The 25420-nt window shown below is 38.5% G+C and carries 24 protein-coding genes; 20 read left to right on the forward strand and 4 right to left on the reverse strand.

From position 1 onward, the window contains the following. Positions 1 to 68 precede the first annotated feature (68 nt). The gene (locus OZZ83_RS04085; RefSeq protein ID WP_002310271.1) at positions 69 to 1025 is read right to left on the reverse strand and encodes a magnesium transporter CorA family protein; all 957 of its coding nucleotides are present in this window, start codon (positions 1023 to 1025) and stop codon (positions 69 to 71) included. Positions 1026 to 1195: 170 nt separating this feature from the next. Here OZZ83_RS04085 and OZZ83_RS04090 point away from each other — a divergent pair, with 170 nt between their 5' ends. The 17 genes from OZZ83_RS04090 to ileS all read left to right on the forward strand — a co-directional run bounded on the left by OZZ83_RS04090 (position 1196) and on the right by ileS (position 19444). Further along, positions 1196 to 1564: a DUF3397 domain-containing protein gene (locus OZZ83_RS04090; RefSeq protein ID WP_002310272.1), complete on the forward strand. Its 369-nt coding sequence runs from the start codon at positions 1196 to 1198 to the stop codon at positions 1562 to 1564. A gap of 169 nt (positions 1565 to 1733) precedes the next feature. After that, positions 1734 to 2165 (forward strand): division/cell wall cluster transcriptional repressor MraZ, encoded by a 432-nt coding sequence (gene mraZ / locus OZZ83_RS04095; RefSeq protein ID WP_002291870.1) that lies wholly within the window; start codon positions 1734 to 1736, stop codon positions 2163 to 2165. Positions 2166 to 2185: 20 nt separating this feature from the next. Then, positions 2186 to 3145 carry a 16S rRNA (cytosine(1402)-N(4))-methyltransferase RsmH gene (rsmH, locus tag OZZ83_RS04100; protein ID WP_002314217.1) on the forward strand — a complete coding sequence of 320 codons (960 nt, stop codon included), beginning with the start codon at positions 2186 to 2188 and terminating at the stop codon, positions 3143 to 3145. A 4-nt stretch (positions 3146 to 3149) separates the two neighbouring features. Beyond that, positions 3150 to 3551 carry a cell division protein FtsL gene (gene ftsL, locus OZZ83_RS04105; protein WP_278023462.1) on the forward strand — a complete coding sequence of 134 codons (402 nt, stop codon included), beginning with the start codon at positions 3150 to 3152 and terminating at the stop codon, positions 3549 to 3551. Further along, a complete protein-coding gene (locus OZZ83_RS04110) occupies positions 3552 to 5744 on the forward strand; it encodes a penicillin-binding transpeptidase domain-containing protein (protein ID WP_002310275.1) in 2193 nt (730 codons plus the stop codon). It begins immediately after the preceding gene. A 25-nt stretch (positions 5745 to 5769) separates the two neighbouring features. Beyond that, positions 5770 to 6732: a phospho-N-acetylmuramoyl-pentapeptide-transferase gene (mraY, locus tag OZZ83_RS04115; protein WP_002291862.1), complete on the forward strand. Its 963-nt coding sequence runs from the start codon at positions 5770 to 5772 to the stop codon at positions 6730 to 6732. A 13-nt stretch (positions 6733 to 6745) separates the two neighbouring features. Further along, positions 6746 to 8107 carry a UDP-N-acetylmuramoyl-L-alanine--D-glutamate ligase gene (murD, locus tag OZZ83_RS04120; RefSeq protein ID WP_002314216.1) on the forward strand — a complete coding sequence of 454 codons (1362 nt, stop codon included), beginning with the start codon at positions 6746 to 6748 and terminating at the stop codon, positions 8105 to 8107. Between the two features lie 25 nt (positions 8108 to 8132). Continuing rightward, positions 8133 to 9221: an undecaprenyldiphospho-muramoylpentapeptide beta-N-acetylglucosaminyltransferase gene (gene murG / locus OZZ83_RS04125; RefSeq protein ID WP_002310278.1), complete on the forward strand. Its 1089-nt coding sequence runs from the start codon at positions 8133 to 8135 to the stop codon at positions 9219 to 9221. A gap of 14 nt (positions 9222 to 9235) precedes the next feature. After that, on the forward strand, positions 9236 to 10468 hold the full coding sequence (locus tag OZZ83_RS04130) for a cell division protein FtsQ/DivIB (RefSeq protein WP_002316940.1): 1233 nt from the start codon (positions 9236 to 9238) through the stop codon (positions 10466 to 10468). A gap of 155 nt (positions 10469 to 10623) precedes the next feature. Next, positions 10624 to 11949, forward strand: coding sequence for a cell division protein FtsA (ftsA, locus tag OZZ83_RS04135; RefSeq protein ID WP_002291855.1), 1326 nt, complete (start codon positions 10624 to 10626; stop codon positions 11947 to 11949). 22 nt (positions 11950 to 11971) lie between these two features. Further along, a complete protein-coding gene (ftsZ, locus tag OZZ83_RS04140) occupies positions 11972 to 13213 on the forward strand; it encodes a cell division protein FtsZ (protein WP_002291854.1) in 1242 nt (413 codons plus the stop codon). A gap of 16 nt (positions 13214 to 13229) precedes the next feature. Next, positions 13230 to 13907, forward strand: coding sequence for a YggS family pyridoxal phosphate-dependent enzyme (locus OZZ83_RS04145; RefSeq protein ID WP_002310280.1), 678 nt, complete (start codon positions 13230 to 13232; stop codon positions 13905 to 13907). Positions 13908 to 13920: 13 nt separating this feature from the next. Further along, positions 13921 to 14520, forward strand: coding sequence for a cell division protein SepF (locus tag OZZ83_RS04150; RefSeq protein WP_325066012.1), 600 nt, complete (start codon positions 13921 to 13923; stop codon positions 14518 to 14520). A 23-nt stretch (positions 14521 to 14543) separates the two neighbouring features. Beyond that, on the forward strand, positions 14544 to 14822 hold the full coding sequence (locus OZZ83_RS04155) for a YggT family protein (RefSeq protein WP_033627191.1): 279 nt from the start codon (positions 14544 to 14546) through the stop codon (positions 14820 to 14822). 48 nt (positions 14823 to 14870) lie between these two features. Beyond that, the gene (locus OZZ83_RS04160) at positions 14871 to 15653 is read left to right on the forward strand and encodes a YlmH family RNA-binding protein (RefSeq protein ID WP_002310283.1); all 783 of its coding nucleotides are present in this window, start codon (positions 14871 to 14873) and stop codon (positions 15651 to 15653) included. Positions 15654 to 15673: 20 nt separating this feature from the next. Next, the gene (locus tag OZZ83_RS04165) at positions 15674 to 16381 is read left to right on the forward strand and encodes a DivIVA domain-containing protein (protein WP_002291846.1); all 708 of its coding nucleotides are present in this window, start codon (positions 15674 to 15676) and stop codon (positions 16379 to 16381) included. A gap of 264 nt (positions 16382 to 16645) precedes the next feature. Continuing rightward, positions 16646 to 19444 carry an isoleucine--tRNA ligase gene (ileS, locus tag OZZ83_RS04170; RefSeq protein WP_278023464.1) on the forward strand — a complete coding sequence of 933 codons (2799 nt, stop codon included), beginning with the start codon at positions 16646 to 16648 and terminating at the stop codon, positions 19442 to 19444. Between the two features lie 48 nt (positions 19445 to 19492). Here ileS and zwf read toward each other — a convergent pair whose 3' ends face one another. The 3 genes from zwf to OZZ83_RS04185 all read right to left on the reverse strand — a co-directional run bounded on the left by zwf (position 19493) and on the right by OZZ83_RS04185 (position 22198). Continuing rightward, positions 19493 to 21019, reverse strand: a complete 1527-nt coding sequence (gene zwf / locus OZZ83_RS04175) for a glucose-6-phosphate dehydrogenase (protein WP_002291842.1) — start codon at positions 21017 to 21019, stop codon at positions 19493 to 19495. Between the two features lie 14 nt (positions 21020 to 21033). Then, positions 21034 to 21681 (reverse strand): metal-dependent transcriptional regulator, encoded by a 648-nt coding sequence (locus OZZ83_RS04180; RefSeq protein WP_002286616.1) that lies wholly within the window; start codon positions 21679 to 21681, stop codon positions 21034 to 21036. A 175-nt stretch (positions 21682 to 21856) separates the two neighbouring features. Beyond that, positions 21857 to 22198, reverse strand: coding sequence for a DUF4828 domain-containing protein (locus OZZ83_RS04185; protein WP_002291841.1), 342 nt, complete (start codon positions 22196 to 22198; stop codon positions 21857 to 21859). A 164-nt stretch (positions 22199 to 22362) separates the two neighbouring features. Here OZZ83_RS04185 and sfsA point away from each other — a divergent pair, with 164 nt between their 5' ends. Genes sfsA through OZZ83_RS04200 form a run of 3 tightly spaced genes read left to right on the forward strand, consistent with a single transcriptional unit; the run spans position 22363 to position 25397 of the window. Further along, on the forward strand, positions 22363 to 23091 hold the full coding sequence (sfsA, locus tag OZZ83_RS04190; RefSeq protein WP_073490214.1) for a DNA/RNA nuclease SfsA: 729 nt from the start codon (positions 22363 to 22365) through the stop codon (positions 23089 to 23091). 15 nt (positions 23092 to 23106) lie between these two features. After that, entirely contained in the window at positions 23107 to 24120 is a 1014-nt protein-coding gene (locus OZZ83_RS04195) for a Gfo/Idh/MocA family protein (protein ID WP_065772830.1), read from the forward strand. Next, positions 24120 to 25397 carry a DEAD/DEAH box helicase gene (locus OZZ83_RS04200; RefSeq protein WP_002291838.1) on the forward strand — a complete coding sequence of 426 codons (1278 nt, stop codon included), beginning with the start codon at positions 24120 to 24122 and terminating at the stop codon, positions 25395 to 25397. Before OZZ83_RS04195 ends, OZZ83_RS04200 begins: the two co-directional genes overlap by 1 nt. Positions 25398 to 25420 lie beyond the last annotated feature (23 nt).

Consider the following 25420-nt stretch of genomic DNA (forward strand, 5'->3'; position numbering starts at 1 on the left):
TTCAACCTCGTAATTAATTAGTTAATCCAAGTGTACAATCTTTTTGTCTTTTCTACAAGAGGTCTTTTTTATAAAAACTTCCCTTTTTTTAAATAATAGGTAGTTACGATACAAATAAATAATGTTAATAGAACTAGCCAGATAAACGCATCATCTCTTTCAGCAATGGGTAGCTTGATGTTCATCCCATAGATACTTCCGATGATTGTTGGTATAGTTAATATAATCGTTAAAGAAGTTAAAATTTTCATAATATTATTCAAATTATTCGATACAATTGCTGAAAAAGTCTGATTCATTTGTTCTACTAGTTTTAACTGAATGCGAGAAGTAGTCATTGCTTGCTCTGTTTCTATCAATACATCACGTAGATGGTTTTTCAACGCATGATTTTCTTGGAAAAGTTTATTTTGCGCTAATTCTTTCAATGCATCTAAATTAGCAGAAGTCGCTTCTCTGAAATAAACAAGGCTTTTTTGGATATCCATGATTTGATAAAGTTGTTTGTTTTCAGTTGATACTTGAAGTTTGGCTTCCAAAGTATCGCATTGAGATTGAAGCGTAGCTAAATAACTGTTATAAGACAGGGTAACCTGCCAGATGAATTGAAAGAAGATATTGAGATTGGGTGAAACATCGCTTTTTGGAAAGGTTTGACTAAAGACTTTCTTTAAAAATAGTGGTTCATGATTCGTAATTGTGATAAGCTTCTTTTTGGGCGTCAAAATGATAGAGAGCGGGTATGTATCCACTTGAAAATAACCGCTAGGACTTGTTTTAGCAAACGGATATTGTAACAATAATAACGCTGGTTTTGTCAACTTTGATTGATTGAATTCTTCTGTACGGGAATTTTCTGCATCGTCCAATATGGAAGTGATGTAATCTGACGGAATTTCAAATTGATGTGTCAGCTGATGAATCTCTTCTTGATTGGGACGTTCTACACAATACCAGATTGTTTGATCAGTTTCCTTTCCGGTATTACGCAGTTTTTCATTATCTAATGTAAAATATTTGATCATGATTTTCCTCCTGTTGCCTGTTTCTTTTATTATAACGGATAGGGAATTGGAATACATGGAATGTGTTTGTAAGATATAGAATATAACTGCATAAATTTAAATAAAATGAAACAGTTGTGTAAAGTATATACAGTATACTTGAAGCAACGATAAAAAAGGAGTTTACGTTCATGGGCACATTCACACCACTTATCTTGTTTTGGTATATTTACCCGGTAATCGTTTTGTTTGGTTGCCAATTTCTTGTAAAATTATTTTCGTTAAATCGTCGTTTTAAAATAAAAGCCCCTGATTTGGCGATTCCTTTTTTGTGGGGCGGTATGCATGCGTTGTCTAGAAACACAGCGACAATTTCTATCCTGCCGTTTTTCTTTATTTCTGTTTTACTACTGGGCATCTGTATTGCTATTTTTCAAGCATATTATTATGAAGAAATCATTTATTCGCGTTATTTCAAGATGACTTGGCGTTTGGTTTTTCTGCTGACAATCGTCTTGTACGCGGTCTTGATCATTGTGAATATACTTTCTTACCTATGAAAAAAGCAGAAAAGCTGCAAAAAGTCTTTTAAAAGGCTTTTTGCAGCTTGATTCTTAAAAAAATGTTTATGAATAAAAAAAGTTGTTCCCGGATTTCCTAGAAAAGGTGGTAGAAAGTGGGGGATTGTGGTAGACTAATTTTAGTTAGTGGAGGAATGGGGGGCTTTCAATGTTGATGGGTGAATTCCAACATAATATTGATGCAAAAGGACGTTTAATCGTTCCCTCAAAACTTCGTGAAGAACTTGGCGAAAAGTTTGTTCTGACACGCGGATTGGATGGTTGTCTTTTCGGCTATCCGATGAGCGAATGGGAAAATCTGGAAGCTAAGCTGAACGAAATGCCGTTGGCTAAAAAAGACGCACGTACATTTGTGCGATTCTTCTATTCGGCTGCCACTGAATGCGAACTTGATAAACAAGGACGGATCAATATACCAAGCACGTTAAGAAATTATGCAGCTTTGACAAAAGGGTGCGTAATCATCGGCGTATCTAACCGAATTGAAATTTGGGATGAGACACGATGGGAAGATTTTTCTGCAGAAGCAGAAGAGAATTTTGACGAAATTGCTGAAAATATGATTGATTTCGGACTATAAGAATAGGAAGAGGCTGACTAATGACTGAAACATTTCAACACTATACAGTCATGTTGAAAGAAACGGTAGATGGATTGAACATCAAATCGGATGGCGTTTATGTAGACTGTACACTCGGCGGTGCCGGACATAGTGAATATTTATTGAGCCAACTAAGTTCTAAAGGGCACCTGTATGCGTTTGACCAAGATCAAAAAGCAATCGATCACGCCAAGCTGCGTTTAGCTTCTTATGTCGAACAAGGGATGGTCACATTTATCAAAGCGAATTTCAGAGAATTAGAAGAACGCTTGAGTGAGTATGTAGATAAGGTAGATGGTATTTTGTATGACTTAGGGGTTTCCTCTCCTCAACTAGATGAAGCAGAACGTGGATTTAGTTATCATCAAGATGCACCCTTGGATATGCGTATGGATCAGTCAGCTCCTTTAACCGCTTATCACGTAATTAATGAATATTCCTACCATGAATTAGTAAAGATTTTCTTCCGCTATGGCGAGGAGAAATTTTCCAAACAAATTGCTCGTGAAATCGAACGAGTACGAAAAACAAAACCAATCCAAACAACTGGTGAGCTTGTCGAAATCATTAAACAAGTCATCCCAGCTCCCGCAAGAAGAAAAGGCGGGCATCCTGCAAAAAGAATTTTTCAAGCTGTGCGGATTGCAGTAAATGACGAACTTGGTGCCGAAGAGACCTCTTTAGAACAGGCAATCCGGTTATTGAAAGTCAATGGAAGAATCAGTGTGATCACATTCCACTCATTAGAAGACAGAATTGTCAAAAGTATGTTTAAAGAATATAGTACGGTACAAGATTTACCACCGGGACTTCCTGTCATACCTGACGAATTTCAACCGGAACTGAAAGTTATTACTCGTAAACCAATCCTTCCTTCAGAGGAAGAGTTAGCAGAAAACAATCGATCACGCAGTGCAAAGTTACGTATTGCAGAAAAAATAAGAATGAAAGAGGAGTAGAATGATGGCAGAATTAAAGAAAATGCAAGAGTACGAATATGATTTACCTGAATTGGTGGATCAGCCAGAACAACAAATGCCAGATTCTTCTTCGAATCAAGAAATCATTCCTCCACAATCACCAGCAAAACGATTGAAGCAGATTTCTGCTTTGGAAAAAATTGCTGTGGCAAGCGTGGCGATTGCTATTGTTGCTTTATGTGTTTTAACAGTCATGTTGCGTACAAATATCAGCGGAGCTGAAAAAGAAATCACATCAATACAAACAGAAATCAATGATAAAAAGCAAGAAAAAACGAGTTTAGAACAAGAAAAAAATGAACTTTCTCGTACTGAACGGATTAAACAAATCGCAGAAGAAAAAGGATTGTCTATTAATGACGACAATTTAAGGAAAGTGAAGTAAATGAGTCTTAAAAATAAAATTCGGCGGTTTATGGAAAAGAAAAATCTAAATCCGATGAACAATCGCAAAAAAGTAGGTATCATTTTATTTGCTACGAGTATTGGATTGTTCTTTTTATTTGCCGTCCGTTTCTCGTATATCGTTATTGGAGGTCATGTTGCTGGTACCTCATTAGCTGAAAAAACAAAACAGTTGTACCAAGGAAGTGAAGTAGTAAAAGCAAAAAGAGGAACGATTTATGATCGTAACGGTGTGGCGCTCGCAGAAGATGCCTCCTCTTATTCAATTAAAGCGATACTCTCAAAAACATATACTTCTGGGGATAAAAAATTGTATGTCGAAGAAAAGAATTTTGATAAAATAGCAGAAATCCTGCATAAGAATCTTTCTATAGACAAAAAAGATGCACTGAATATTTTAGAAGACGGCGCAAAAAAAGAGCTGTATCAAGTTGAATTTGGTAGCTATGGGAAAAATATCTCCCAAGAAACCAAGCAAAACATCGAAGCAGATATGAAAAAAGAAGGTGTCGCTGGTCTTTACTTTGTCGACCATCAGGCTCGGATGTATCCAAATGGCGTCTTTTCTTCTCATTTTATCGGATATGCAGTTCCAGACAAAGATGAGAATGGCTTAGTTGGTAAACTAGGTTTGGAGTCTGCTTACAATGATATTTTGAGCGGTAAAGATGGTAAGATTATTTATCAAAAAGATAATTTTCAAAATCCTCTGCCAGGTACAGTAGCAGAAGAAGAAAAAGCTGTTGATGGACAAGATATCTACACGACTTTGGACAGTAGACTACAAAGTTATTTGGAAACACTGATGGATCAAGTAAATGAAGAATATCAACCGGAAGAATTGACAGCAGTCTTGATGAAAGCAAAAACTGGAGAGATTTTGGCGATGGGGCAGCGTCCTACTTTCAATCCCGAAACAATGGAAGGTTTGACTGGAGAAGATGCTATCTGGCGTAATTTCTTGGTACAAGATAGTTATGAGCCAGGATCAACCATGAAGGTTTTCACTACTGCAGCCGCTATCGAAGAAGGAGAATTCAACGAGAATGAAACCTTCCAATCTGGAAAAATCCAAGTAGAAGACGCGACGATCAATGACCATGACTTTGGTGAAAAAGGTGTGCTGACCATGCGACAAGCTCTTTCATGGTCAAGTAACGTCGGGATGGTCATACTGGAACAGCGATTAGGCGGACGATGGTACAATTATTTACAAAAACTAGGATTTGGACAAAGTACCCATTCTGGATTAGATGACGAAGTAAATGGTGCTTTGCCTACATCAAATATTGTCGACCGAGCAATGAGTGCTTATGGACAAGCGGTAGGTGTGACGAATTTCCAAATGATGAAAGCTTTCACTTCTATTGCGAATAACGGTACAATGATTCAACCTCGATATATCAGCAAAGTAGTGGATCCTCAAACTGGAGAAGAGCGAACAACTCAAACAGAAGTTCTAGGACAACCTTTTTCAAAAGAAACAACAGAAAAAGTCCGTGAATATATGAGAGATGTTGTCGAAAGCGAAAACTACGGTAGTGCTTATGGCGTATATAGTGTACCTGGATACAATGTATCGGCAAAAACCGGAACAGCCCAAATCGCTTCTGATACAGGGGGATACCAAACAGGAGATACAGCCTACCTGTATTCGATTGTGGAGATGGTTCCTTCTGAAGATCCAGACTATGTCTTGTATCTAACAATGAAACACCCTAAGACATATGATCGAATGGCTTTGGCTAAAATCGCAAATCCATTGATGAAACGGGCAATGGATTTTAAAGAAACTGAAGAAGATACGGATACAGAAACCAAAACAGAAAAAGTATCCGTAGCCGATTATCGTAATCTAGAAGCAGATGTTGCAGCAGCGGATGCTCAAAAAAGCGGACTGCAACCTGTCGTTATCGGTAACGGGAAAAAAGTACAAAAACAATCTACTGCCAACGGTGATCAGTTGATCTCTGGAGAAAAACTGATTCTATATACTGGCGGCGACAAGCTGATGCCTGATGTAACTGGATGGTCAAAAGCAGATATCATGAAGCTAGGGAAAATCCTTGGTATCGAAGTTAGTTTTGATGGGGATGGTTATTGTGTCAAACAAGAACTTGCTCCATATGAAAAAATCACAAAAGAAAAACTTAATTTTACTTTAGAAGAATAAGAAGAGAAATAGGAGAGAAAAGAGCATGGAATGGACACAAGCATTGATTCCCATTGTCAGCAGTTGTGCAATGACGATTGCCGCAATGCCGCTATTTATTGGTTACTTTCAAATGAAAAAGCAAGGTCAGGCGATTCGCGAGGAGGGACCAAAGTGGCACAATATCAAAGCCGGAACTCCTACAATGGGCGGCTTAGTGTTTCTGATCGGCTCTATTTTGACAGGGATTTGGGTTGGAGCTTGGCAAAAACAGCTGACTCCTACTCTTTTCATCTTGCTTTTTGTATTAGCATTATATGGAGTAATTGGTTTTCTTGATGATTTTATAAAGATCTTCAAGAAAAGAAACATGGGGCTGAACTCGAAACAGAAACTGATTGGACAGGTTCTAGGGGGAATCATCTTTTATCTTGTTTACCGTTCTGAAGGCTATCCAGGTGTATTGAATTTCTTTGGGTTGGATCTGCCTTTAGGAATCATTTATGGGGTTTTCGCTATCTTCTGGCTTGTTGGATTTTCAAATGCGGTCAATCTGACGGATGGTATCGATGGATTAGTTGCTGGCTTAGGCAGCATCTCTTTTGCAGCTTACGGTCTGATTGCTTGGCATCAGCATCAGTATGATGTATTAATCATTTGTCTCAGTGTCTTAGGTGGCTTACTTGGATTCTTCGTCTATAACCGGAAACCTGCCAAGATTTTTATGGGAGATGTTGGTTCATTAGCTTTGGGCGGACTTTTAGCGGCAATTTCTATGATGCTGAACCAAGAGTGGACATTGCTTTTGATTGGCTTGATTTATGTTATGGAAACTGCAAGTGTGATGCTTCAAGTTACATCCTTTAAACTTACGGGAAAACGAATTTTTAAAATGTCTCCAATCCACCATCATTTTGAAATGTGCGGATGGTCGGAGTGGAAGATTGATACAGTTTTTTGGTTGATCAGCATTGTGACTTCATTGATCACATTATGGATCGTTTGGTAGGAGATGACAGGAAATGAAAAAAATATCAACATATGAAAATAAAAAAGTGCTTGTCTTAGGACTCGCAAAAAGCGGAGTAAGTGCGGCCAAATTATTACATGAATTGGGCGCACTTGTCACCGTTAATGACGGAAAACCTTTTGATGAAAATCCGGAAGCACAAGAATTGCTTTCTTTAGGGATAAAAGTAATAACAGGCAGTCATCCAATCGAATTACTAGATGAAGAATTTTCGTTGATGGTCAAAAATCCTGGGATTCCCTACAGCCATCCTTTAGTAGCAAAAGCCCAAGAAATGGGTATTCCGGTAATTACGGAAGTGGAGCTAGCTTACGAAGTAGCGGAATGCCCAATTATTGGGATTACAGGAACGAATGGAAAAACCACGACAACAACAATGACTGGACTACTACTGAATGCAGGCGTAGACAAAGGAGTTGCACGTTTAGCAGGAAATATTGGGTATCCAGCAAGTGGTGTCGCGCAAGAAGCGAAACCAGAAGATAAAATCGTGATGGAGTTATCTAGTTTTCAACTCATGGGAATCACAGATTTCCATCCTCATATAGCGGTGATCACCAATATTTATGAAGCACATATTGATTATCATGGGACAAGAAAAGAATACGTCAAAGCTAAATGGAACCTTCAAAAAAATATGACAGCTGAAGATTATCTGGTTCTTAACTGGAATCAGTCAGAACTACAAGAATTAGCGCAAAGAACAAAAGCACGCGTCCTGCCTTTTTCGACAAAAGAAGTGTTGGAAGATGGTGTGTATGCTGACGATCACGCAATTTATTATAAAAAAGAAAAAATAATGGAAATTTCTGAACTTGGCGTACCAGGTACGCATAATGTAGAAAATGCGCTAGCTGCTATTACTGTAGCAAAATTGTATGGTGTATCAAATGAAGCTATACGACAAACGTTGCATTTATTCCATGGCGTGCCGCATCGTACGCAATATGTAGGAGAAATTCAAGGCAGAAAATTTTATAATGATTCAAAAGCAACCAATATTTTAGCGACTAAAATGGCTCTAAGCGGATTTGAAACGGCTAAGGTCGTGTTATTGGCAGGCGGATTAGATAGAGGAAATACATTTGATGAATTGGTTCCTTCACTAAAAGGAATCAAAGCAATGATTGTATTTGGTCAAACAAAAGAAAAATTGATCGATGCTGGAAAAAAAGCAGGCATCGAGACGATAGTAACAGCCGATTCTGTAGAACAAGCAGTTCCTTTAGCATTAGAAAACAGTACAGATGGTGATGTGATTTTATTATCACCAGCGAATGCCAGCTGGGATCAATACCCTAATTTTGAAACTAGAGGAAACCGATTCATGGAAGCTGTGAATCAATTAAAATAGAAAAAGTAGAAGCGAGCGATAAAAAATGAAAATTTTGGTTACAGGCGGAGGAACGGGAGGACATATTTATCCAGCTCTTGCCTTTGTCAATTATGTGAAGACACAAGTACCGAATGCGGAATTCATGTATGTGGGGGCAAAACGTGGTCTGGAAAATAAAATTGTCCCTGATACAGGAATGCCTTTCCATACTTTGGAGATTCAAGGCTTTAAACGAAAAATTTCCATGCATAATATCAAGACAATCCGATTGTTTCTTAAGAGTATCCGTCAAGCAAAAAAAATCCTCAGTGATTTTCAACCAGATATCGTTATCGGTACTGGAGGATATGTATCCGGAGCGGTAGTGTATGCTGCATCAAAAATGGGAATTCCAACTATTATCCATGAACAAAACAGTGTACCAGGTGTTACCAATAAATTTTTAAGCCGATATGTGGATCGGATCGCTCTTTCATTCAAAGATGCGGCTCCTTTTTTTCCTGAAAACAAATCAGTCCTTGTAGGTAATCCTCGAGCACAAGAAGTAGCAGATACTAAAAAATCAGATATTTTGAAAACATTTGGGTTGGATCCAGAAAAGAAAACAGTCTTGATTTTTGGCGGCAGTCAAGGAGCACTTAAAATCAATCAAGCGGTATCGGTTTTTTTAAGTGAATATATTCCTTCCTCTTATCAAGTCTTGTATGCTTCAGGAGAAAGATATTATGAAGAAATCCTAAATAAAATAAATCCTGAAATACAAAACATTAGTGTCCAACCTTACATCAAAAATATGGCAGAAGTCATGGCTTCGAGCGATCTGCTAGTGGGACGTGCTGGTGCAACTTCGATCGCAGAATTTACAGCTTTGGGGCTTCCGGCAGTGCTGGTTCCTAGTCCATATGTTACGAATGATCATCAGACTAAAAATGCAATGAGTCTTGTTCATGCAGGAGCAGCAAAAATGATTGCGGATAATGAGCTAACGGGTGAATCACTAAGTCAGACAATTAACGAAATCATGGATGATGAAGAATTGCAAAAGCAAATGTGCCGAGCTTCTAAAGAACAAGGCATCCCTGATGCTTCAAAACGTCTTTATGACGTAGTGAATCAAATAATCAAAAAATAAAGGCGGTGGTCTTAGTGAGTAAGAAAAAAGAACCTAAAAAATTGTCTCATCCGTCTTCTGATGAAAACAATTTGACTCCTTGGCAAAAGGCTAACCGAAAATATCTGGCAGAACAAGGGATGAAAAACCAAGAGCCAAAAAAAGAAGACACACCATTAGATACACCCCTTTCAGATTCTGAAGAAGAAAGAACGGTTCAAGAGGAACAGCAAGAAATAAGCCAGTCAGAAAGCCAGTCCGAGAAAAAAATCGAATTTTTTGAAGAGATCAAGCAAAAGAAAAACGGTGGCCCGTATAACGGTTCTTTTTTGAATCGTCTCCCCAATTTAAAAAGTCAAAGGCATAAAGTACTGTTTCGTCGGTTAGCATTGATTATTACTGTATTGGGCATACCGCTGATTTTTTTGATCTATTATGTTTCTCCTTATAGCAAGCTACAAGCAGTTGCAGTGTCAGGTAATAAGGTAGTCAACAGTCAGGAAATCATCTCTGATACCAAATTGTCATTGGGAGAAAATGTCTGGGGGCAGTATTTCGATCGATCCACTTATATCGAACGGCTAAAAAAAGCACAGCCGAGAATCGAAAAAGCAACTATACACTTCAAAGGGATAAATGAGTTCGATTTGGATGTGACAGAATATAAAGAAATCGCTTTGATTGCAAAAGATAATCAATACTATCCAGTAATTGAAAATGGAACAGTATTAGATGAAAAAGTAGCAAATCCTACAAAAAATCTCCCTATCTTGGAAGAGTTCAAAGATTCAGCAAAAATCAAAGAATTAACAAAGCAATACAATCAGTTATCATCAGAATTGCAAAAAGCAATCTCTGAAATCAAGTATACACCAAGAGCAAGTAATAAAAACCTGATCCAATTGAACATGAATGATGGCAATCAAGTCATTGTAAATATCAATAATCTTGCGAACCAAATGAAATATTATTCGCAAGTAGCCAAAGACATGGATGAAAAAGGTGTAATCGACATGGAAGTTGGCATCTACTCATATCCTTACAGCAGTACTCAAGAAACGGCAGAATCGGACCAAACGGAAGAAACAACTGGAAGTGAAGAAAACGCGGATCAAATAAATGGGTCAAGTGAAGAGTCAGAAACGCAAGCAGCAGATACTCCTGAATCGTCTGATACAAACGGCTCATCTGATTCAAATAATTCAAGTGAAACAAGTCAAATAGAAGACAATCCAAGTACAACTCCGTCAAGTTTAAATGAAAATTGATAAAACAACTTTAAAAAGTAAGAATGTACTTTCTAAAAACCAGTAATTTATGGTAGAATTGAAAGCAGTGAATATATCTATTAATAAGTATATTTTAAAACGGACGCTAGTTGTTCGCTTGTATATGGAATAGTAAGTAGGAGGGAATCCCATTCATGGCAAAAACAGGAATGTATGTAGGCCTTGATATTGGAACGACATCTGTTAAAGTTGTCGTGGCTGAATATATCGACAGCCAAATGAATATTATTGGAGTAGGAAACGCAAAATCAGAAGGGATTAACCGAGGCATTATCGTTGATATCGATAAAACGGTCCAAGCGATACAACGAGCAGTACGACAAGCAGAAGAAAAAGCAGGTATCCAGATCAAAGGCGTAAGTGTCGGTTTGCCAGCAAACATGCTTGAAGTAGAAAATTGCCAGGGAATGATTGCAGTTAACGGAGATTCAAAGGAAATCACCGATGAAGATGTCAGAAATGTGGCTTCTGCTGCCCTTGTTCGTTCAATACCTCCTGAACGTCAAATCGTGTCAATTTTGCCACAAGATTTTACTGTCGATGGATTCGAGGGGATCAAAGACCCGCGTGGAATGATCGGCGTAAGATTAGAAATGTACGGTCTGTTGTTTACCGGACCAAAAACGATCATCCATAACATACGTAAATGCGTGGAAAATGCCGGATTAATCGTCAATGAAATGGTGATTACTCCTTTAGCGCTGACAGAATCAATTCTTTCTGACGGAGAAAAAGATTTTGGTACGATTGTTATTGATATGGGTGGTGGCCAAACGACAACAGCTGTTATGCATGATAAGCAATTGAAGTTTACCAGTCTCGACCAAGAAGGTGGCGAATTTGTCACTAAAGATATCTCTATTGTATTAAATACGTCTTTTAACAATGCAGAAGCGTTGAAAATAAATTACGGGGATGCATATCCAGAACGGACATCACCAGATGAAGAGTTTCCAGTAGATGTAATTGGCCAGTCAGAACCAGTGAAAGTCGATGAACGCTATTTGTCAGAAATTATTTCAGCTCGTATGGAACAGATTTTCAACAAAGCAAAAGATGCATTGGACCAAATCGAAGCATTAGAGTTGCCAGGTGGCGTCGTATTGACAGGCGGAGCTGCTAGTCTTCCAGGTGTTGTGGACTTGGCGCAAGAAATCTTCGGCGTAAATGTGAAACTGTATGTTCCAAATCACATGGGACTGAGAAACCCGGTATTTACAAATGTAATAAGTATCGTTGATTATTCAGCAAACTTGAGCGAAGTGTATCAATTGGCAAAAATTGCTGTTACAGGTGAAACCTCAGCAGCTCGTCAAATGGTAGTTGAACAAGAAACAACAAACACATATGAAAGCTATGAAGCACCTGAAGAAACAGTCTACGATGAGCCGGAACCAAAAGAATCCGGAGAAAATGTAAAAAATAAAATCAAGGGTTTCTTTACAAATATTTTTGATTAATTCATCCTGGGAGGAATAAGATATGGAATTCTCAATTGATAATAATATCAATGACGGCGCAGTAATCAAAGTCATCGGAGTCGGCGGTGGCGGTGGAAATGCTGTGAACCGAATGATTGAAGAAAACGTCAAAGGTGTTGAATTCATTACGGCCAACACAGACGTGCAAGCATTAAAAAATTCAAAAGCTGAAACAGTTATCCAATTAGGACCAAAATATACTCGTGGTTTAGGTGCTGGTTCTCAACCAGAAGTTGGACAAAAAGCGGCAGAAGAAAGTGAACAATCCTTACGCGAAGCTTTAGACGGTGCAGATATGATTTTCATCACTGCAGGAATGGGTGGAGGAACTGGTACAGGTGCTGCGCCAATCGTTGCAGGGATTGCTAGAGAACTGGGCGCATTGACCGTTGGTGTCGTTACACGTCCATTCACTTTTGAAGGACCTAAACGTGGTCGTTTTGCTGCAGAAGGTATCGCTCGTTTGAAAGAAAATGTGGATACATTATTGATTATCTCAAATAACCGTTTACTAGAAGTTGTAGATAAAAAGACACCAATGCTTGAAGCTTTCCGTGAAGCAGATAACGTTTTACGTCAAGGTGTACAAGGTATCTCTGACTTGATTACGGCACCAGGTTACGTTAACCTTGACTTTGCTGACGTGAAAACAGTGATGGAAAACCAAGGTACAGCATTGATGGGAATCGGTGTAGCTAGTGGAGAAGATCGCGTAGTAGAAGCAACGAAAAAAGCAATCTCCTCTCCATTGCTTGAAACATCTATTGATGGAGCGGAACAAGTACTTCTTAACATCACAGGCGGTTTGGATATGACATTGTTTGAAGCACAAGATGCTTCAGATATCGTAGCAAATGCAGCAACTGGCGATGTAAATATTATTCTAGGTACATCTATCAATGAAGAAATGGGCGATGAAATCCGCGTGACGGTCATCGCAACAGGTATCGATGAATCAAAAAAGGAGCGCAAGTCTAGCCGTCCAGCTAGACAAGCACAAATGCAATCACCTGCTCAAAAGACTGTATTAGATATGGATCAAGCTAAACCAACTTCTGCAGAAGAAGAAAACAGTTTTGGCGATTGGGATATCAGACGTGAACAAAATGTTCGTCCTAGAGTTGATGATTCCAATTTTGACAATATCGAAAAAAAAGAATTTGATACATTCAACCGCGAAGAAACAAAATCTCATGGCGATGATGAATTAAATACGCCACCGTTTTTCCGTCGTAAAAAATAAAGGAGAGGAAGAGCACATGATTGCTGACAACTTGCAGAAAATCAAGCAAGAAATTCAGGATTCGTGTGCTCTTGTTCATCGTGATCCGAAAGAAGTTACATTAGTAGCTGTAACAAAATCTGTTGAATCAGCTCAAGCTGAAGAATTGGTCAGAGCTGGCGTTATGAATTGTGCAGAAAACCGAGTAGATAAACTATTACAAAAGAAACAAGATTTATTTGATTTTCCCGAAATAAAGTGGCATTTAATTGGTAATTTACAGCGCAGAAAGGTAAAATTGATTGTAAATGAAATTGATTACTTTCATGCGTTGGACAGTTTAAGATTAGCAGAAGAAATCCAGAAGCGGTTAGAAAAAGAATTATCCTGTTTTATTGAAGTAAATGTTTCTGGTGAGGAATCAAAACATGGAATTTCACCAGATGAGCTTTTACCGTTTGTGGAATCTTTAGCTGCCTGCACAAAAATCAAGGTTGTTGGGTTAATGACTATGGCGCCTAAAGAAGCTTCTGATGAGCAAATCCATAAAGTGTTTGGTACGCTGAAAGAATTGCGTGATCTTGTTCAAGCAAAAGGTTACGCCCATGCACCATGTAATGAATTAAGCATGGGGATGAGTCAGGATTTTCAAATTGCGATTGAAGAAGGTGCAACATTTATCCGTGTAGGAACAGCGCTATTCAAAGACGAATAAAGGAGGAACAAAAATGCCGCTTTTAAACAGAGGAGCAATTGCTAATTTTTTCGGATTAGCTGATGAGGAAGAGTACGAATACCAAGATTATCCTGAAACAACAAAAAAGGCTGTACAGCCAACTAAAAAAAATACAACACAGAATCAACCAACTCATTCTGTATCTGCTGCGAATACTCATGAGAAACAAAAAACGGCGACTTCACGTCTTGTAACGCATGAAAGTATTCAGCCGGCTGAAAAGAAAAAAGTAATTGAACTACATCAATCACCTACAAAAACTGTAGCGAAAGAAAGAACAGCTTCAAGAACGTCTACACAACCTAAAGCAAACCTTGCAGGGAAAATCACTGTGATGGAACCAAGAGCTTATTCTGAAGCGATGGCGATTGCTAAACGAATCATCGCTGGTGAAGCAACCTTAGTGAATTTTCATTTAGTGGAAGAAAAGCAAGCGAGAAGAATCGTTGATTTTCTAACAGGAACAGTTTATGCATTAGATGGAGATATCAAACGCGTTGGAGATGAGATTTTTCTTTGTACACCGACAGGGATGGAGATTGACAGTTCAACCGCTCAATCTTTTGCAGATGCGAATTTGTTTGATCTGTAAGAGGAGGAACTACGATTTATATTATTGCGCTATTACTTCATTTAATTGAACGGGCAGCCTATTTCTATAGCATTATCTTGATGGTATATGCTTTGCTCTCTTGGTTTCCAGGCGGTTATCAATCAGGATTAGGACGGTTTTTAGCTAAGATCTGTGAACCGTATATCAGTTTATTCGATCGTCTGCCTTTAAGGATCGGTCCTTTGGATTTCACGATTTTAGGGGCCATTCTAATCTTGAACTTAGCCGTACAAGGATTAGCACAGATCGTTATATGGATAACTATCCATTTAGTTTATTGATTCAAGCAACAAAATCTTTATTCTCAGAATAGATAGGAGGGGAAAATTTTGGATGGAAATGTATACCAGCACTTTCGGGCAGATGAACGTACATTTATCGACTCAGTAGGTGATTGGATTGAACAAGTTCAAGGACAATATGCGCCATATCTGACTGAATTTCTTGACCCCAGACAATCCTATATTTTAGAAACACTGATTCGGCAAAGCAGTGATTTGCGTTTCATGTTTTATGGTGGATATGAACAGGCAGAAAGAAAAAGATGTTTGATTTTCCCCGATTATTACGAACCTGTAGAGGAAGATTTTGAAACAGCATTGTATGAAATCCATTATCCTAGCAAATTTGCCAGTCTAAGTCATGGGAAAATCCTCGGGACTTTAGTGGGAACAGGTATCAAACGTTCTTACTTTGGCGATATCATCTCAGATGGCGATCGCTGGCAAGTATTTATTGCAAATGAGGTGGATCATTTTGTTGCTGCACAAGTAACAAAGATTGGAAAAGTTGCTGTACGCTTGGAACCAATCAAATACACAGAAATGATTTTGCCGAAAGACAGTTGGACACAAGAAAGAGGAACAGTTAGTTCTATGCGACTGGACAGTGTGATCTCTGAGATTTATAATATTTCCAGACAGCGGTCCAAGCAGCTGATTGAAGCTGGTAAAGTAAAAGTGAATTGGACAGAAAATACAAGACCTGATTTTGTACTTGAACTATTAGATATTATTTCAGTCAGGGGTTACGGCAGAGTCCAGATCCAAGAACTTGAGGGAAAGACGAAAAAAGAAAAGTACAGGGTGTTGTTTGGTGTATTACGTAAATAAAATAAAAAGGTGGTTTACTCATGGCTTTAACTCCATTAGATATCCAAAATAAGACATTCCCAACAAAAATGCGGGGATATAATCAAGACGAAGTAGATGATTTCTTAGATTTAGTTGTTCGTGACTACGAAGAATTGACTCAAAGAAATCGTGAATTAGAAAAAGCAGTCAAACATTCAGAAGAAAAACTTGAGTATTTCAATGAATTGAAAGATGCATTGAACCAATCGATCATCGTAGCTCAAGACACAGCGGATAAAGTAAAAACAAGTGCAAGCAAAGAATCTGAAGTGATCGTTACTTCTGCACAAAACAAAGCAGATGAGTTAGTTGCGAATGCTGAAAAACGTGCACACCAATTAACAACTGATGCAGAAGAAAAAGCAAGAAAGATCTTGACAGATGCAACAGAAAAAGCAAGACAGCTTGCGACAGAAACAGAAGATCTTAAGAAAAAGACACGAGTATTCCATCAACGTATCAGCTTGATGCTTGAATCTCAATTGGAACAAGTGAAAAGTCCAGAATGGGACGAAATTTTACAACCATTCTCTAGCTATGTGACTGACAGCCATGAAGTGATCAAAGAAGTTTTAGCAAAACAGCTTGACAACGAAAATGATACTGATGTAAACTCAGACACAGGAGTCATAGAAGCGCCTATGACGGCATTTGATACACAGGCTATCGATATCTCAATCGTACCTGGTGAACATGAAAACGAGTAGAACAGAAAAGCACTTTGTTATTCTTAAAGCGAGCCGATGAGAGTGGAAGATCGGTAAGACACTGCATCGTGAAAGATCCTCTACTTGAGACTGCTTTTCTGAAACTAGAGTAAGAAGCAGCGGCTGACCTCGTTATTGGTCACAGAGAGTTTGCATTAGATAGATAGATGCAACTAAATTTGGGTGGTACCACGGCATGTTCGTCCCTTGCGGCTGAACATGCCTTTTTGTGTCCGGAAAATAAACGAAGGAGTGAATGGTTGAATGAAAATGAAAGAAACCTTGCAATTAGGAAAAACAAAATTCCCTATGCGTGGTAATTTGCCAAACCGAGAAGGCGAATGGCAAAAAGAATGGGAAGAAAATCAAATCTACCAAAAAAGACAAAAATTGAACGAAGGAAAACCTAGCTTTGTTCTTCATGATGGACCTCCTTATGCCAATGGGAATATCCATTTAGGGCACTCATTGAATAAAATCAGTAAAGACATTATCATTCGTTCAAAATCAATGTCTGGCTATCGCGCACCATATGTTCCAGGCTGGGATACACATGGATTGCCAATCGAACAAGTATTGGCTAATAAAGGCGTGAAACGTAAAGAAATGTCCATGGCAGAATATTTGAAAAAATGTCGTGAATATGCACTTTCCCAAGTAGATAAACAACGAGAAGATTTCAAACGCCTAGGGGTTGCAGGAGATTGGGAACATCCCTATGTCACATTAGACCCTTCGTATGAAGCTGCACAAGTACGCGTATTTGGTAAAATGGCTGAAAAAGGCTATATTTACAAAGGATTGAAACCCATTTACTGGTCTCCGTCAAGTGAGTCTTCTTTAGCGGAAGCTGAAATTGAATATAAAGATGTAAAATCTCCATCTATTTTTGTAGCTTTCAATGTCAAAGACGGCAAAGGCATCCTTGATGAAGATACAGCTTTCGTCATTTGGACGACAACACCATGGACATTGCCAGCAAACCAAGGTATTGCTGTAAATCCCAAATTTACGTATGTACTGGTCGAAGCTGATGGCCGTAAGTTTGTTGTAGCAAAAGATTTGCTAGAAACAGTTCAAACAGAAATCGGTTGGGAAAATGTAACGGTTCTAAAAGAATTTGCTGGCCAAGAAATGGAATATATGACTGCAAGTCATCCATTCTATGACCGTGAATCGCTCGTAATTTTAGGTGACCATGTTACTTTAGACGCTGGTACTGGATTAGTCCATACTGCTCCAGGACACGGGGAAGATGACTATATCGCCGGTAGCAAATATAAACTATCTGTAGTGTCACCTGTAGACTCAAAAGGGTTGTTTACAGAAGAAGCTCCTGGATTTGAAGGAATCTTTTATGATAAAGCAAATCCAATGATTACTGATTTATTAAAGGAAAAAGGAGCTTTGCTGAAACTAGATTTCTTTACCCATAGTTATCCTCACGATTGGCGGACGAAAAAACCTGTGATTTATCGTGCAACACCGCAATGGTTTGCATCTATCAATAAATTCCGTCAGAATATTTTGGATGAAGTAGAAAAAGTAGATTGGGTTATCCCATGGGGAAAAACACGTTTATATAATATGATCCGTGATCGCGGCGACTGGGTCATTTCTCGTCAACGTGCATGGGGAGTGCCGCTTCCAATTTTCTATGCTGAAAATGGTGAAGCAATCATCACGCCAGAAACAATCGAACATGTAGCAAAATTATTCGCTGAACATGGATCAATCATCTGGTTTGAAAAAGAAGCAAAAGAACTTCTTCCTGAAGGATTTACTCACCCAGGTTCTCCTAATGGCGAATTTACAAAAGAAAAAGATATCATGGATGTCTGGTTTGATTCTGGTTCTTCTCATGAAGCTGTTTTACGTCAACGACCAGAATTATCATTCCCAGCAGATATGTACTTAGAAGGATCAGACCAATATCGTGGTTGGTTCAACTCAAGTATCACGACAAGTGTGGCTATCAATGGCGTAGCACCATATAAATCAGTTATTTCGCAAGGATTTGCTTTAGATGGTGAAGGCCGTAAGATGAGTAAATCTTTAGGAAATATCATTGCACCAGAAAAAGTGATCAAACAATTTGGTGCAGATATCCTTCGCTTGTGGGTATCTAGTGTCGATTATGAAGCAGATGTTCGTGTATCGATGGATATCTTAAGTCAAGTGGCAGAGGTATATCGTAAGATCAGAAATACGATGCGTTTCTTATTAGCGAATACAGAAGATTTCGATCCTAAAAAAGATACTGTTTCGTACAATGATTTACGCTCTGTAGACAAATACATGACCGTACGATTGAACCAAGTAATCAAAGAAATCAGAGAAGAAGGATATGACAAATATAATTTCATGCATATTTACCGTACAGTTATGAACTTCTTGACTGTTGATCTATCGTCCTTCTACCTGGATTTTGCTAAAGATGTGGTTTATATCGAAGCAGAAGATGATTATCAACGTCGTTGCATGCAAACTGTTTTCTATCAAACAGCTGTAGCTTTGACGAAACTATTGACGCCTATCATTCCACATACGGCGGAAGAAATCTGGTCATTCCTAAAAGAAGAAGAAGCATACGTTCAGTTAAGTGAGTTTCCTGGCTATGAAGAGTTTGCGAACCAAGAGGAATTGATGGACACTTGGGCTGCTTTCATGGATTTCCGTGACAAGGTCTTAAAAGCATTGGAAGAAGCAAGAAATAGCAAATTGATTGGTAAATCATTGGAAGCAAAACTAACTGTTTATCCAAAACAACAAGTTCGTGAAATGTTAAAAGCTTTGGATGCAGATATTGCACAATTGCTGATCGTTTCCCCAGACTACTTTGAAGTAATGGAAGCAGATGTGCAAGTGCCAGATAATGCTGTGGTATTTGATGATGTTGCTATTACAGTGGAAAAAGCAGACGGAGAAACGTGCGATCGCTGTCGTCAAGTTCGTAAAGATGTAGGAGTAGATGAAAAACTTCCTCATCTATGCGGACGTTGTGCAAAAATCGTTGAAGCATTCTATCCTGAAGCTGTAGCTGAAGGATTCGAAGAAAAGTAAAATGGAAAAGGGGTTGTGACATGTTTTTTGTCACAACCCCTTTTGTTATCAATCGATTAATTTCCCACGTTCGCGATACCAGTTATCTGGTTGCCAGATCCATTCGAATCCATCTTTTTCAAGTAGTTCGAAAGCTGCTTTAGGCCCCATTGATCCGGCTTTGTAGTTTGGAAAGTCCGGTTGTGTTTGGTCCCAAGCTTTACGAATGACATCCACGATATGCCAAGATTGAGCGACTTCTTCCCAATGAGAGAAATTCGTTCCATCACCATTCAACGCATCTAGCAGTAATTTTTCGTAAGCTTCTGGGCTATTTTCAACCATTTCTGCACTATTTCGAAATTCTAATTTGATTGGTTCCGTTTCAAACCCTTGACCTACTTCTTTTCCATTCAGGGATAAAGAAAATCCTTCAGTTGGCTGGATATAGATCGTTAGAACATTCGGTGGGAGTGTCGTATCGTCACATGGTTCATCGACAGATGTTTTGAATACATTAACAGGAACCTGTTTGAATACGATATTGATCCGAGTACCTTTTTCAGTCAAACGTTTGCCTGTACGCACATAGAAGGGAACACCAGACCAACGGAAGTTGTCGATAGTGAATTTTCCTGCGACGAAGGTTTCGGTCTCTGATTGAGCATCCACTTTGTCTTCTTCTCGATAACCTTTGAATTGTACGCCATCTAATTCACCTTGAGCATATTGTCCACGAACGAAGTTTTCTAACACTTCTTCTTCGTTGTAGATGCGGATTGCTTTCAATGCTTTAATCTTTTCTGTACGGATTTCTTTTTCGGAAAATGCTACTGGTGGTTCCATTGCAAGTAATGCTACAACTTGCAGAATATGATTTTGCACCATGTCTTTCAGTGCGCCACTGTGATCGTAGTAGCCCCCGCGATCTTCTACGCCAAGGTTTTCACCAAAAGTGATTTGGATATTATCGATATAACGATTATTCCATTGAGCCTCAAAAATATTATTGGCAAAACGGATAGCTGAAATGTTTTGGATCATTTCTTTCCCTAAATAATGATCGATTCTGAAAATATCTTGCTCTGGGAATACTTCTCTGATTTGCTGATTCAATTCGAAAGCAGACTGGTAATCCGATCCAAACGGTTTTTCTATAATCAAACGATTGAAGCCATTTTTTGTCATAATGTTTTGTGATTTTAAATGAGAAACGATCGTTCCGAAAAATTGAGGTGCCATGGCCAAATAATAGACGCGATTGCCGTTTAACTGATAGTGTCCATCTAATCGGTCAGACAATTCTTTTAATGTTTGATAATGTGTTGAATCATTTACATCATGGGATTGGTAGTAAAAATGACTAGCAAAAGTAGTTGCTTCTTCATCAGAAGGATTCAATGCACGAATCGTTTCTTTGACAACTTCACGATAGTGTTCATCGCTCCAAGGACGGCGAGCGGTCCCAATCACGGCAAAATGCTCGCCTAAATTTCCTTTTCTGTAAAGGCGGAACAAAGACGGGTACAATTTACGTTGGGCTAGGTCACCTGTGCCGCCGAATATCGTAAACAATACATTTTTTTCATTAGACATGTAGATACACTCCTTTATATTTTATCGACAAAAATCGTGCTGGCCGCCTTGAAGCTGACGGGTATTTTCTTTCTATCATTTTGGATAGTGATTGGTCCTTCATAAGCTGCGATGTCAACGATCTCGTACTCTTCGTTGATATTCAGGTCAATTGTGACTAAGTAATCCAACAATTCTTTTTCATCAAGCACTCGTGCAATACGCACTTTTGTACCGACAGGATAGGATTCTAGTGTTTGCCGGCGTTCTTCATGGACGACTTCCTCTTTTTTAGGAATCGATCCTCCATGAGGACAATGTTCAGGATGATTCAAATAGTTTTCTAAATGATCTGCAAGATGTTCCGAAGTCACATGTTCCAATACTTCAGCATCATCGTGGACTTCATTCCAGCTATAGTCTAAATGTTCAACTAAAAAAACTTCCCATAAACGATGTTTGCGAATTAAACTGCTAGCTTTTTGCAGCCCGCTTGCAGTCAATTGTACACCTTGATAAGGGGAATGTTCTACAAGCTCTTCTTTCACAAGTTTAGAAATCATTTCACTGACAGATGCAGCCGAGACATCCAGGCTAGATACGATTTGTTTATTGTTGACTTTCGTTGTATCTCCGCCTAGTTCTAAAATGATTTTCAAATAATCTTCTCGATTTGGTGTCATATTCGATCATCCTTTCATGGTAAAAACCATCATTAGTAAGTGTAACAAAAAAAACGTTAATTGACTATTTTTCTAAATAAAAAACAAAGGATTTTTGGACGTTTTTACAACAAAAAACGAAAGATGAGAAAGAAGACTCATACTTTCGTTTAAATAGATATATATTGGGAGGTGTCTATTTTTCAGATGTCAGCTTATACGAGACATCTGCAGATTCATCATAAAGAGTTTGTTCGGGATAAGAAAAGATAAGATAAAAACCATATTGATCACGTACGACTAAACGCTGTTCATCTATTTCTACTACAGATGTGCCAAGTGACTGACCGTTGATCAAAAACGTGTAATCAGATGTAATCTGTAATTGTTGTTTTTGCTGGCTATCACTGAAGAACCATGTACCTTGATACCTCGAGAGTCTCTCAGATTTTTCCGCTTGTTTTTTCTTTTTCAAGTAAATCCAACTTGAGAGAACGGCAACGAGTGAACCAAGAAAATAGATCATTTTTTTTATCACCAAATCACTCCTTTATGAGAAAATCATCGTATAGAAACATTCTTCCTTCTTTATTTCATTGTACCGAATAAAAACTAAAATTTCTCTAAGACTTTCGACTGGTTTTTTTACTGTTTTTCCACAAATTATGATAGGATACATAGTAGGAAGACAGGTGACAGAATTTGAAGTATCAGCAAGTTGAAACAGCTTTTTTTATTGACCGTCCGAATCGGTTTATTGCACATTGTATGAAAAAAGACGGAGAAATAATTATCGCGCATGTCAAAAATACAGGTAGGGGAAAAGAGGTCCTGATACCAGGCGCTGAAGTGGCTATTGTATTTGCTCCTGGACCTAAACGGAAAACCGACTATGATCTGATTGCTGTAAAAAAGAAGGGTGATTGGTTCAATATCGATAGTCAATTGCCTAATCAGTTGGCAACTGACGGTATTTTAGACGGTACGATCCTTTTACCAGGATTAATTGGTCCATTTACAACATACAAGCGTGAAGTAACTTATCTTCACTCCAAATTTGATATTTATTTGGAGACGGCGGCCGGACAAAAAGCATTTGTTGAAGTCAAAGGTATGACGCTTGAAAATAAAGCAATTGGTGCTTTTCCTGATGCGCCTACCCTCAGAGGATTGAAGCATGTTGGAGAATTAGCGTATGCCGCACAAGATGGTTATGCCGCTTATGTCTTGTTTATTGCTCAATTCGAACATCTTCATTTCGCAACGATCCATGAAGAAATGCAACCAGCACTAGCTGATATGGTTCGACATGCGCAGCAAAGTGGTGTTCAAATCCTCGCCTATAATTGTCAAGTAACGGCAGATGAGGTAACTGTCAAGCAGGCTATCCCGTTTGATGTAGCTATCCCGTTTGAAGATCCTATACAATAGAAAGAAGGTAAAAAAATGATCAACTTAGGTATTATTGGAACAAATTGGATCACTCATCAATTTGTCCAAGCAGCTTTGAGCACAAAAAAATATGAATTGACAGCGGTATATTCTAGACATTTGGAAAAAGCACAGGAATTTGGTTCTCATTATGAAGGGGATATCGAATTTGCAACAGATTTGAAGACTTTTTTCAATATTGCTCATATGGACACTGTTTATATAGCTTCTCCAAATAGTCTTCATTTTAGTCAGGCTAAGCAAGCAATTTTGGCAGGTAAAAATGTGATAGTGGAAAAGCCAGCTTTTTCGACGCCAAAAGAAATGGATGAAATCATCCATTTGGCAAATGAACACAATGTGTATTTTTTTGAAGCAGCAAGAAATATCCATGAATCAGGTTTTAAAAAGATTGCCGATTACTTACCATTAAAAGACGAGATAATCGGTGCAAATTTCAGCTATATGAAATATTCTTCGCGTTATGACCAAGTATTAGATGGAGAAGAACCAAATATCTTCTCGACTCATTTCTCAGGTGGTGCATTGATGGATTTAGGTGTTTACCTTGTGTATGCAACTGTCGCTTGGTTTGGAATGCCAAAAGAAGTCCATTATTTCCCAAGAAAGATTTCTACTGGTGTGGATGGTCTTGGATGGGGAATCTTGCGTTATGATACTTTCGATGTATCGATCCAACCAGGTAAAATCGGTGATTCTTATCTGCCATCAGAGATCTATTTTGACTCAGGAACGCTAGTGATGAATGGCGTCAATGCAATCGAACAAGCAGAGTTTCATGATCGGGTACACGAAGAAATCATTGACTTAGCAGTAACAGCTGCAGAAAATCCAATGGCAGATGAAGCAGAGGATTTTGCCAATGTCATAACTCATCCGAAAGATGCAGCTTGGGGATTATTGTATGAAGAGTGGATCGAGCTGGCTAGAAATGTGAACCAAGTGATTTATGATTTAAGAAAAAATGGTGGCATCAAATTCGATGCAGATAATGAGGAAGATTTTTAATGAACGAATTTGTACAAGTATTTCCCGAAAATTGGCAGAAAAATTATGAGAATAAAGGATTTATTACACCTTCTCTTATTCAACAGGCAGTTTTTCAGCCATTAAGCAATAAACAAAGCATAGTAGCCATCTCTCCAACAGGTTCAGGTAAAACACTGGCTTATCTTTGGCCGTTACTACTAAACGTGGAACCAGGTGAAGCAAGTGCGTTGGTTATCTTTGCATCTTCTCAAGAACTAGCTATTCAAGTAGCAGATGTTGCACGTGAATGGGGAAAAGACAAAGAATTGAAAGTCCAATCTTTGGTGGGCGGAGCAAACGTTAAACGACAAATTGAAGGTTTGAAGAAAAAACCAGAAATCTTGATTGGTACACCAGGAAGAATATTGGAATTGATGAAAGCTAAAAAAATAAAAGCACATCAAGTGAAAACAATGGTATTTGATGAAGCAGACCAGCTATTTGATGCGGGGAACAGCCAAATCATTGATCAGATTCTTCATCAAGCTCCGACAGAATATCAGCTAGCCTTTTTTTCAGCAACAGCAGATCGTTCCCTTGAAAGCATTGAAAAAATCACTGGGAAAACGTTTGAGACGATCGACGTGACAGCAGAAGATGATTCTCGAAAAGGCTTGAGACATTACTTTTTACGAGTGCCAATACGAAAGAAAGATGAATATCTAAGACGTCTCACTCACATAGAAGATTTTCAAGGTCTGATTTTCTTTAATCAACTGACTGAATTAGGTGTGATGGAAGAAAAATTGCTGTATAGAGGGGTACCTGTAGGAAGCCTGGCCTCTGATCAAAACAAGCTGCTCCGAAAAGCGGCGTTGGAACAATTCAAAAAGAAAAAGATCAGCGCACTTTTGACCACAGATGTGGCGGCTAGAGGTTTAGATATTACAGGACTTCCTTATGTCGTGAATGCAGAAGTGCCGTTAAGTGAAGAAGCTTACTTGCATCGTTCTGGAAGAACTGGACGAATGGGCAATGAAGGAACAGTGATCACACTCGTACAAGATAACAATTTAAGAGATTTGAAACGACTTTTACGTCCGACAAACATAACACTTGAAGAGATTTTTCTGCACGGAGGAAAGTTACAAACGGATCAACCAATCAAAGAAGATGTAGCTACCGCAGCGAATAACAAGTATAAGAAATCTTTTCCTGGGAAAGAACAAAATCCAGAGCATAACAAAAACAAATCAAGAAAAAAAGTTAAAAATAAATCAAAAAAAGAGAGAAATAAAGGAGCAAGGCGCAAATAAGCGCCTTTTTATGCTATGATTAT

This window comes from Enterococcus sp. E5-162, assembly GCF_035725965.1.
Lineage (GTDB): Bacteria > Bacillota > Bacilli > Lactobacillales > Enterococcaceae > Enterococcus_B > Enterococcus_B lactis.

Bases quoted from the DNA above. Each gene is read 5' to 3' on its own strand.
- OZZ83_RS04085 (WP_002310271.1), bottom strand. From the start codon at position 1,025: ATGATCAAATATTTTACATTAGATAATGAAAAACTGCGTAATACCGGA.
- OZZ83_RS04090 (WP_002310272.1), top strand. From the start codon at position 1,196: ATGGGCACATTCACACCACTTATCTTGTTTTGGTATATTTACCCGGTA.
- mraZ (WP_002291870.1), top strand. From the start codon at position 1,734: ATGTTGATGGGTGAATTCCAACATAATATTGATGCAAAAGGACGTTTA.
- rsmH (WP_002314217.1), top strand. From the start codon at position 2,186: ATGACTGAAACATTTCAACACTATACAGTCATGTTGAAAGAAACGGTA.
- ftsL (WP_278023462.1), top strand. From the start codon at position 3,150: ATGGCAGAATTAAAGAAAATGCAAGAGTACGAATATGATTTACCTGAA.
- OZZ83_RS04110 (WP_002310275.1), top strand. From the start codon at position 3,552: ATGAGTCTTAAAAATAAAATTCGGCGGTTTATGGAAAAGAAAAATCTA.
- mraY (WP_002291862.1), top strand. From the start codon at position 5,770: ATGGAATGGACACAAGCATTGATTCCCATTGTCAGCAGTTGTGCAATG.
- murD (WP_002314216.1), top strand. From the start codon at position 6,746: ATGAAAAAAATATCAACATATGAAAATAAAAAAGTGCTTGTCTTAGGA.
- murG (WP_002310278.1), top strand. From the start codon at position 8,133: ATGAAAATTTTGGTTACAGGCGGAGGAACGGGAGGACATATTTATCCA.
- ftsA (WP_002291855.1), top strand. From the start codon at position 10,624: ATGGCAAAAACAGGAATGTATGTAGGCCTTGATATTGGAACGACATCT.
- ftsZ (WP_002291854.1), top strand. From the start codon at position 11,972: ATGGAATTCTCAATTGATAATAATATCAATGACGGCGCAGTAATCAAA.
- OZZ83_RS04145 (WP_002310280.1), top strand. From the start codon at position 13,230: ATGATTGCTGACAACTTGCAGAAAATCAAGCAAGAAATTCAGGATTCG.
- OZZ83_RS04150 (WP_325066012.1), top strand. From the start codon at position 13,921: ATGCCGCTTTTAAACAGAGGAGCAATTGCTAATTTTTTCGGATTAGCT.
- OZZ83_RS04165 (WP_002291846.1), top strand. From the start codon at position 15,674: ATGGCTTTAACTCCATTAGATATCCAAAATAAGACATTCCCAACAAAA.
- ileS (WP_278023464.1), top strand. From the start codon at position 16,646: ATGAAAATGAAAGAAACCTTGCAATTAGGAAAAACAAAATTCCCTATG.
- zwf (WP_002291842.1), bottom strand. From the start codon at position 21,019: ATGTCTAATGAAAAAAATGTATTGTTTACGATATTCGGCGGCACAGGT.
- OZZ83_RS04180 (WP_002286616.1), bottom strand. From the start codon at position 21,681: ATGACACCAAATCGAGAAGATTATTTGAAAATCATTTTAGAACTAGGC.
- OZZ83_RS04195 (WP_065772830.1), top strand. From the start codon at position 23,107: ATGATCAACTTAGGTATTATTGGAACAAATTGGATCACTCATCAATTT.
- OZZ83_RS04200 (WP_002291838.1), top strand. From the start codon at position 24,120: ATGAACGAATTTGTACAAGTATTTCCCGAAAATTGGCAGAAAAATTAT.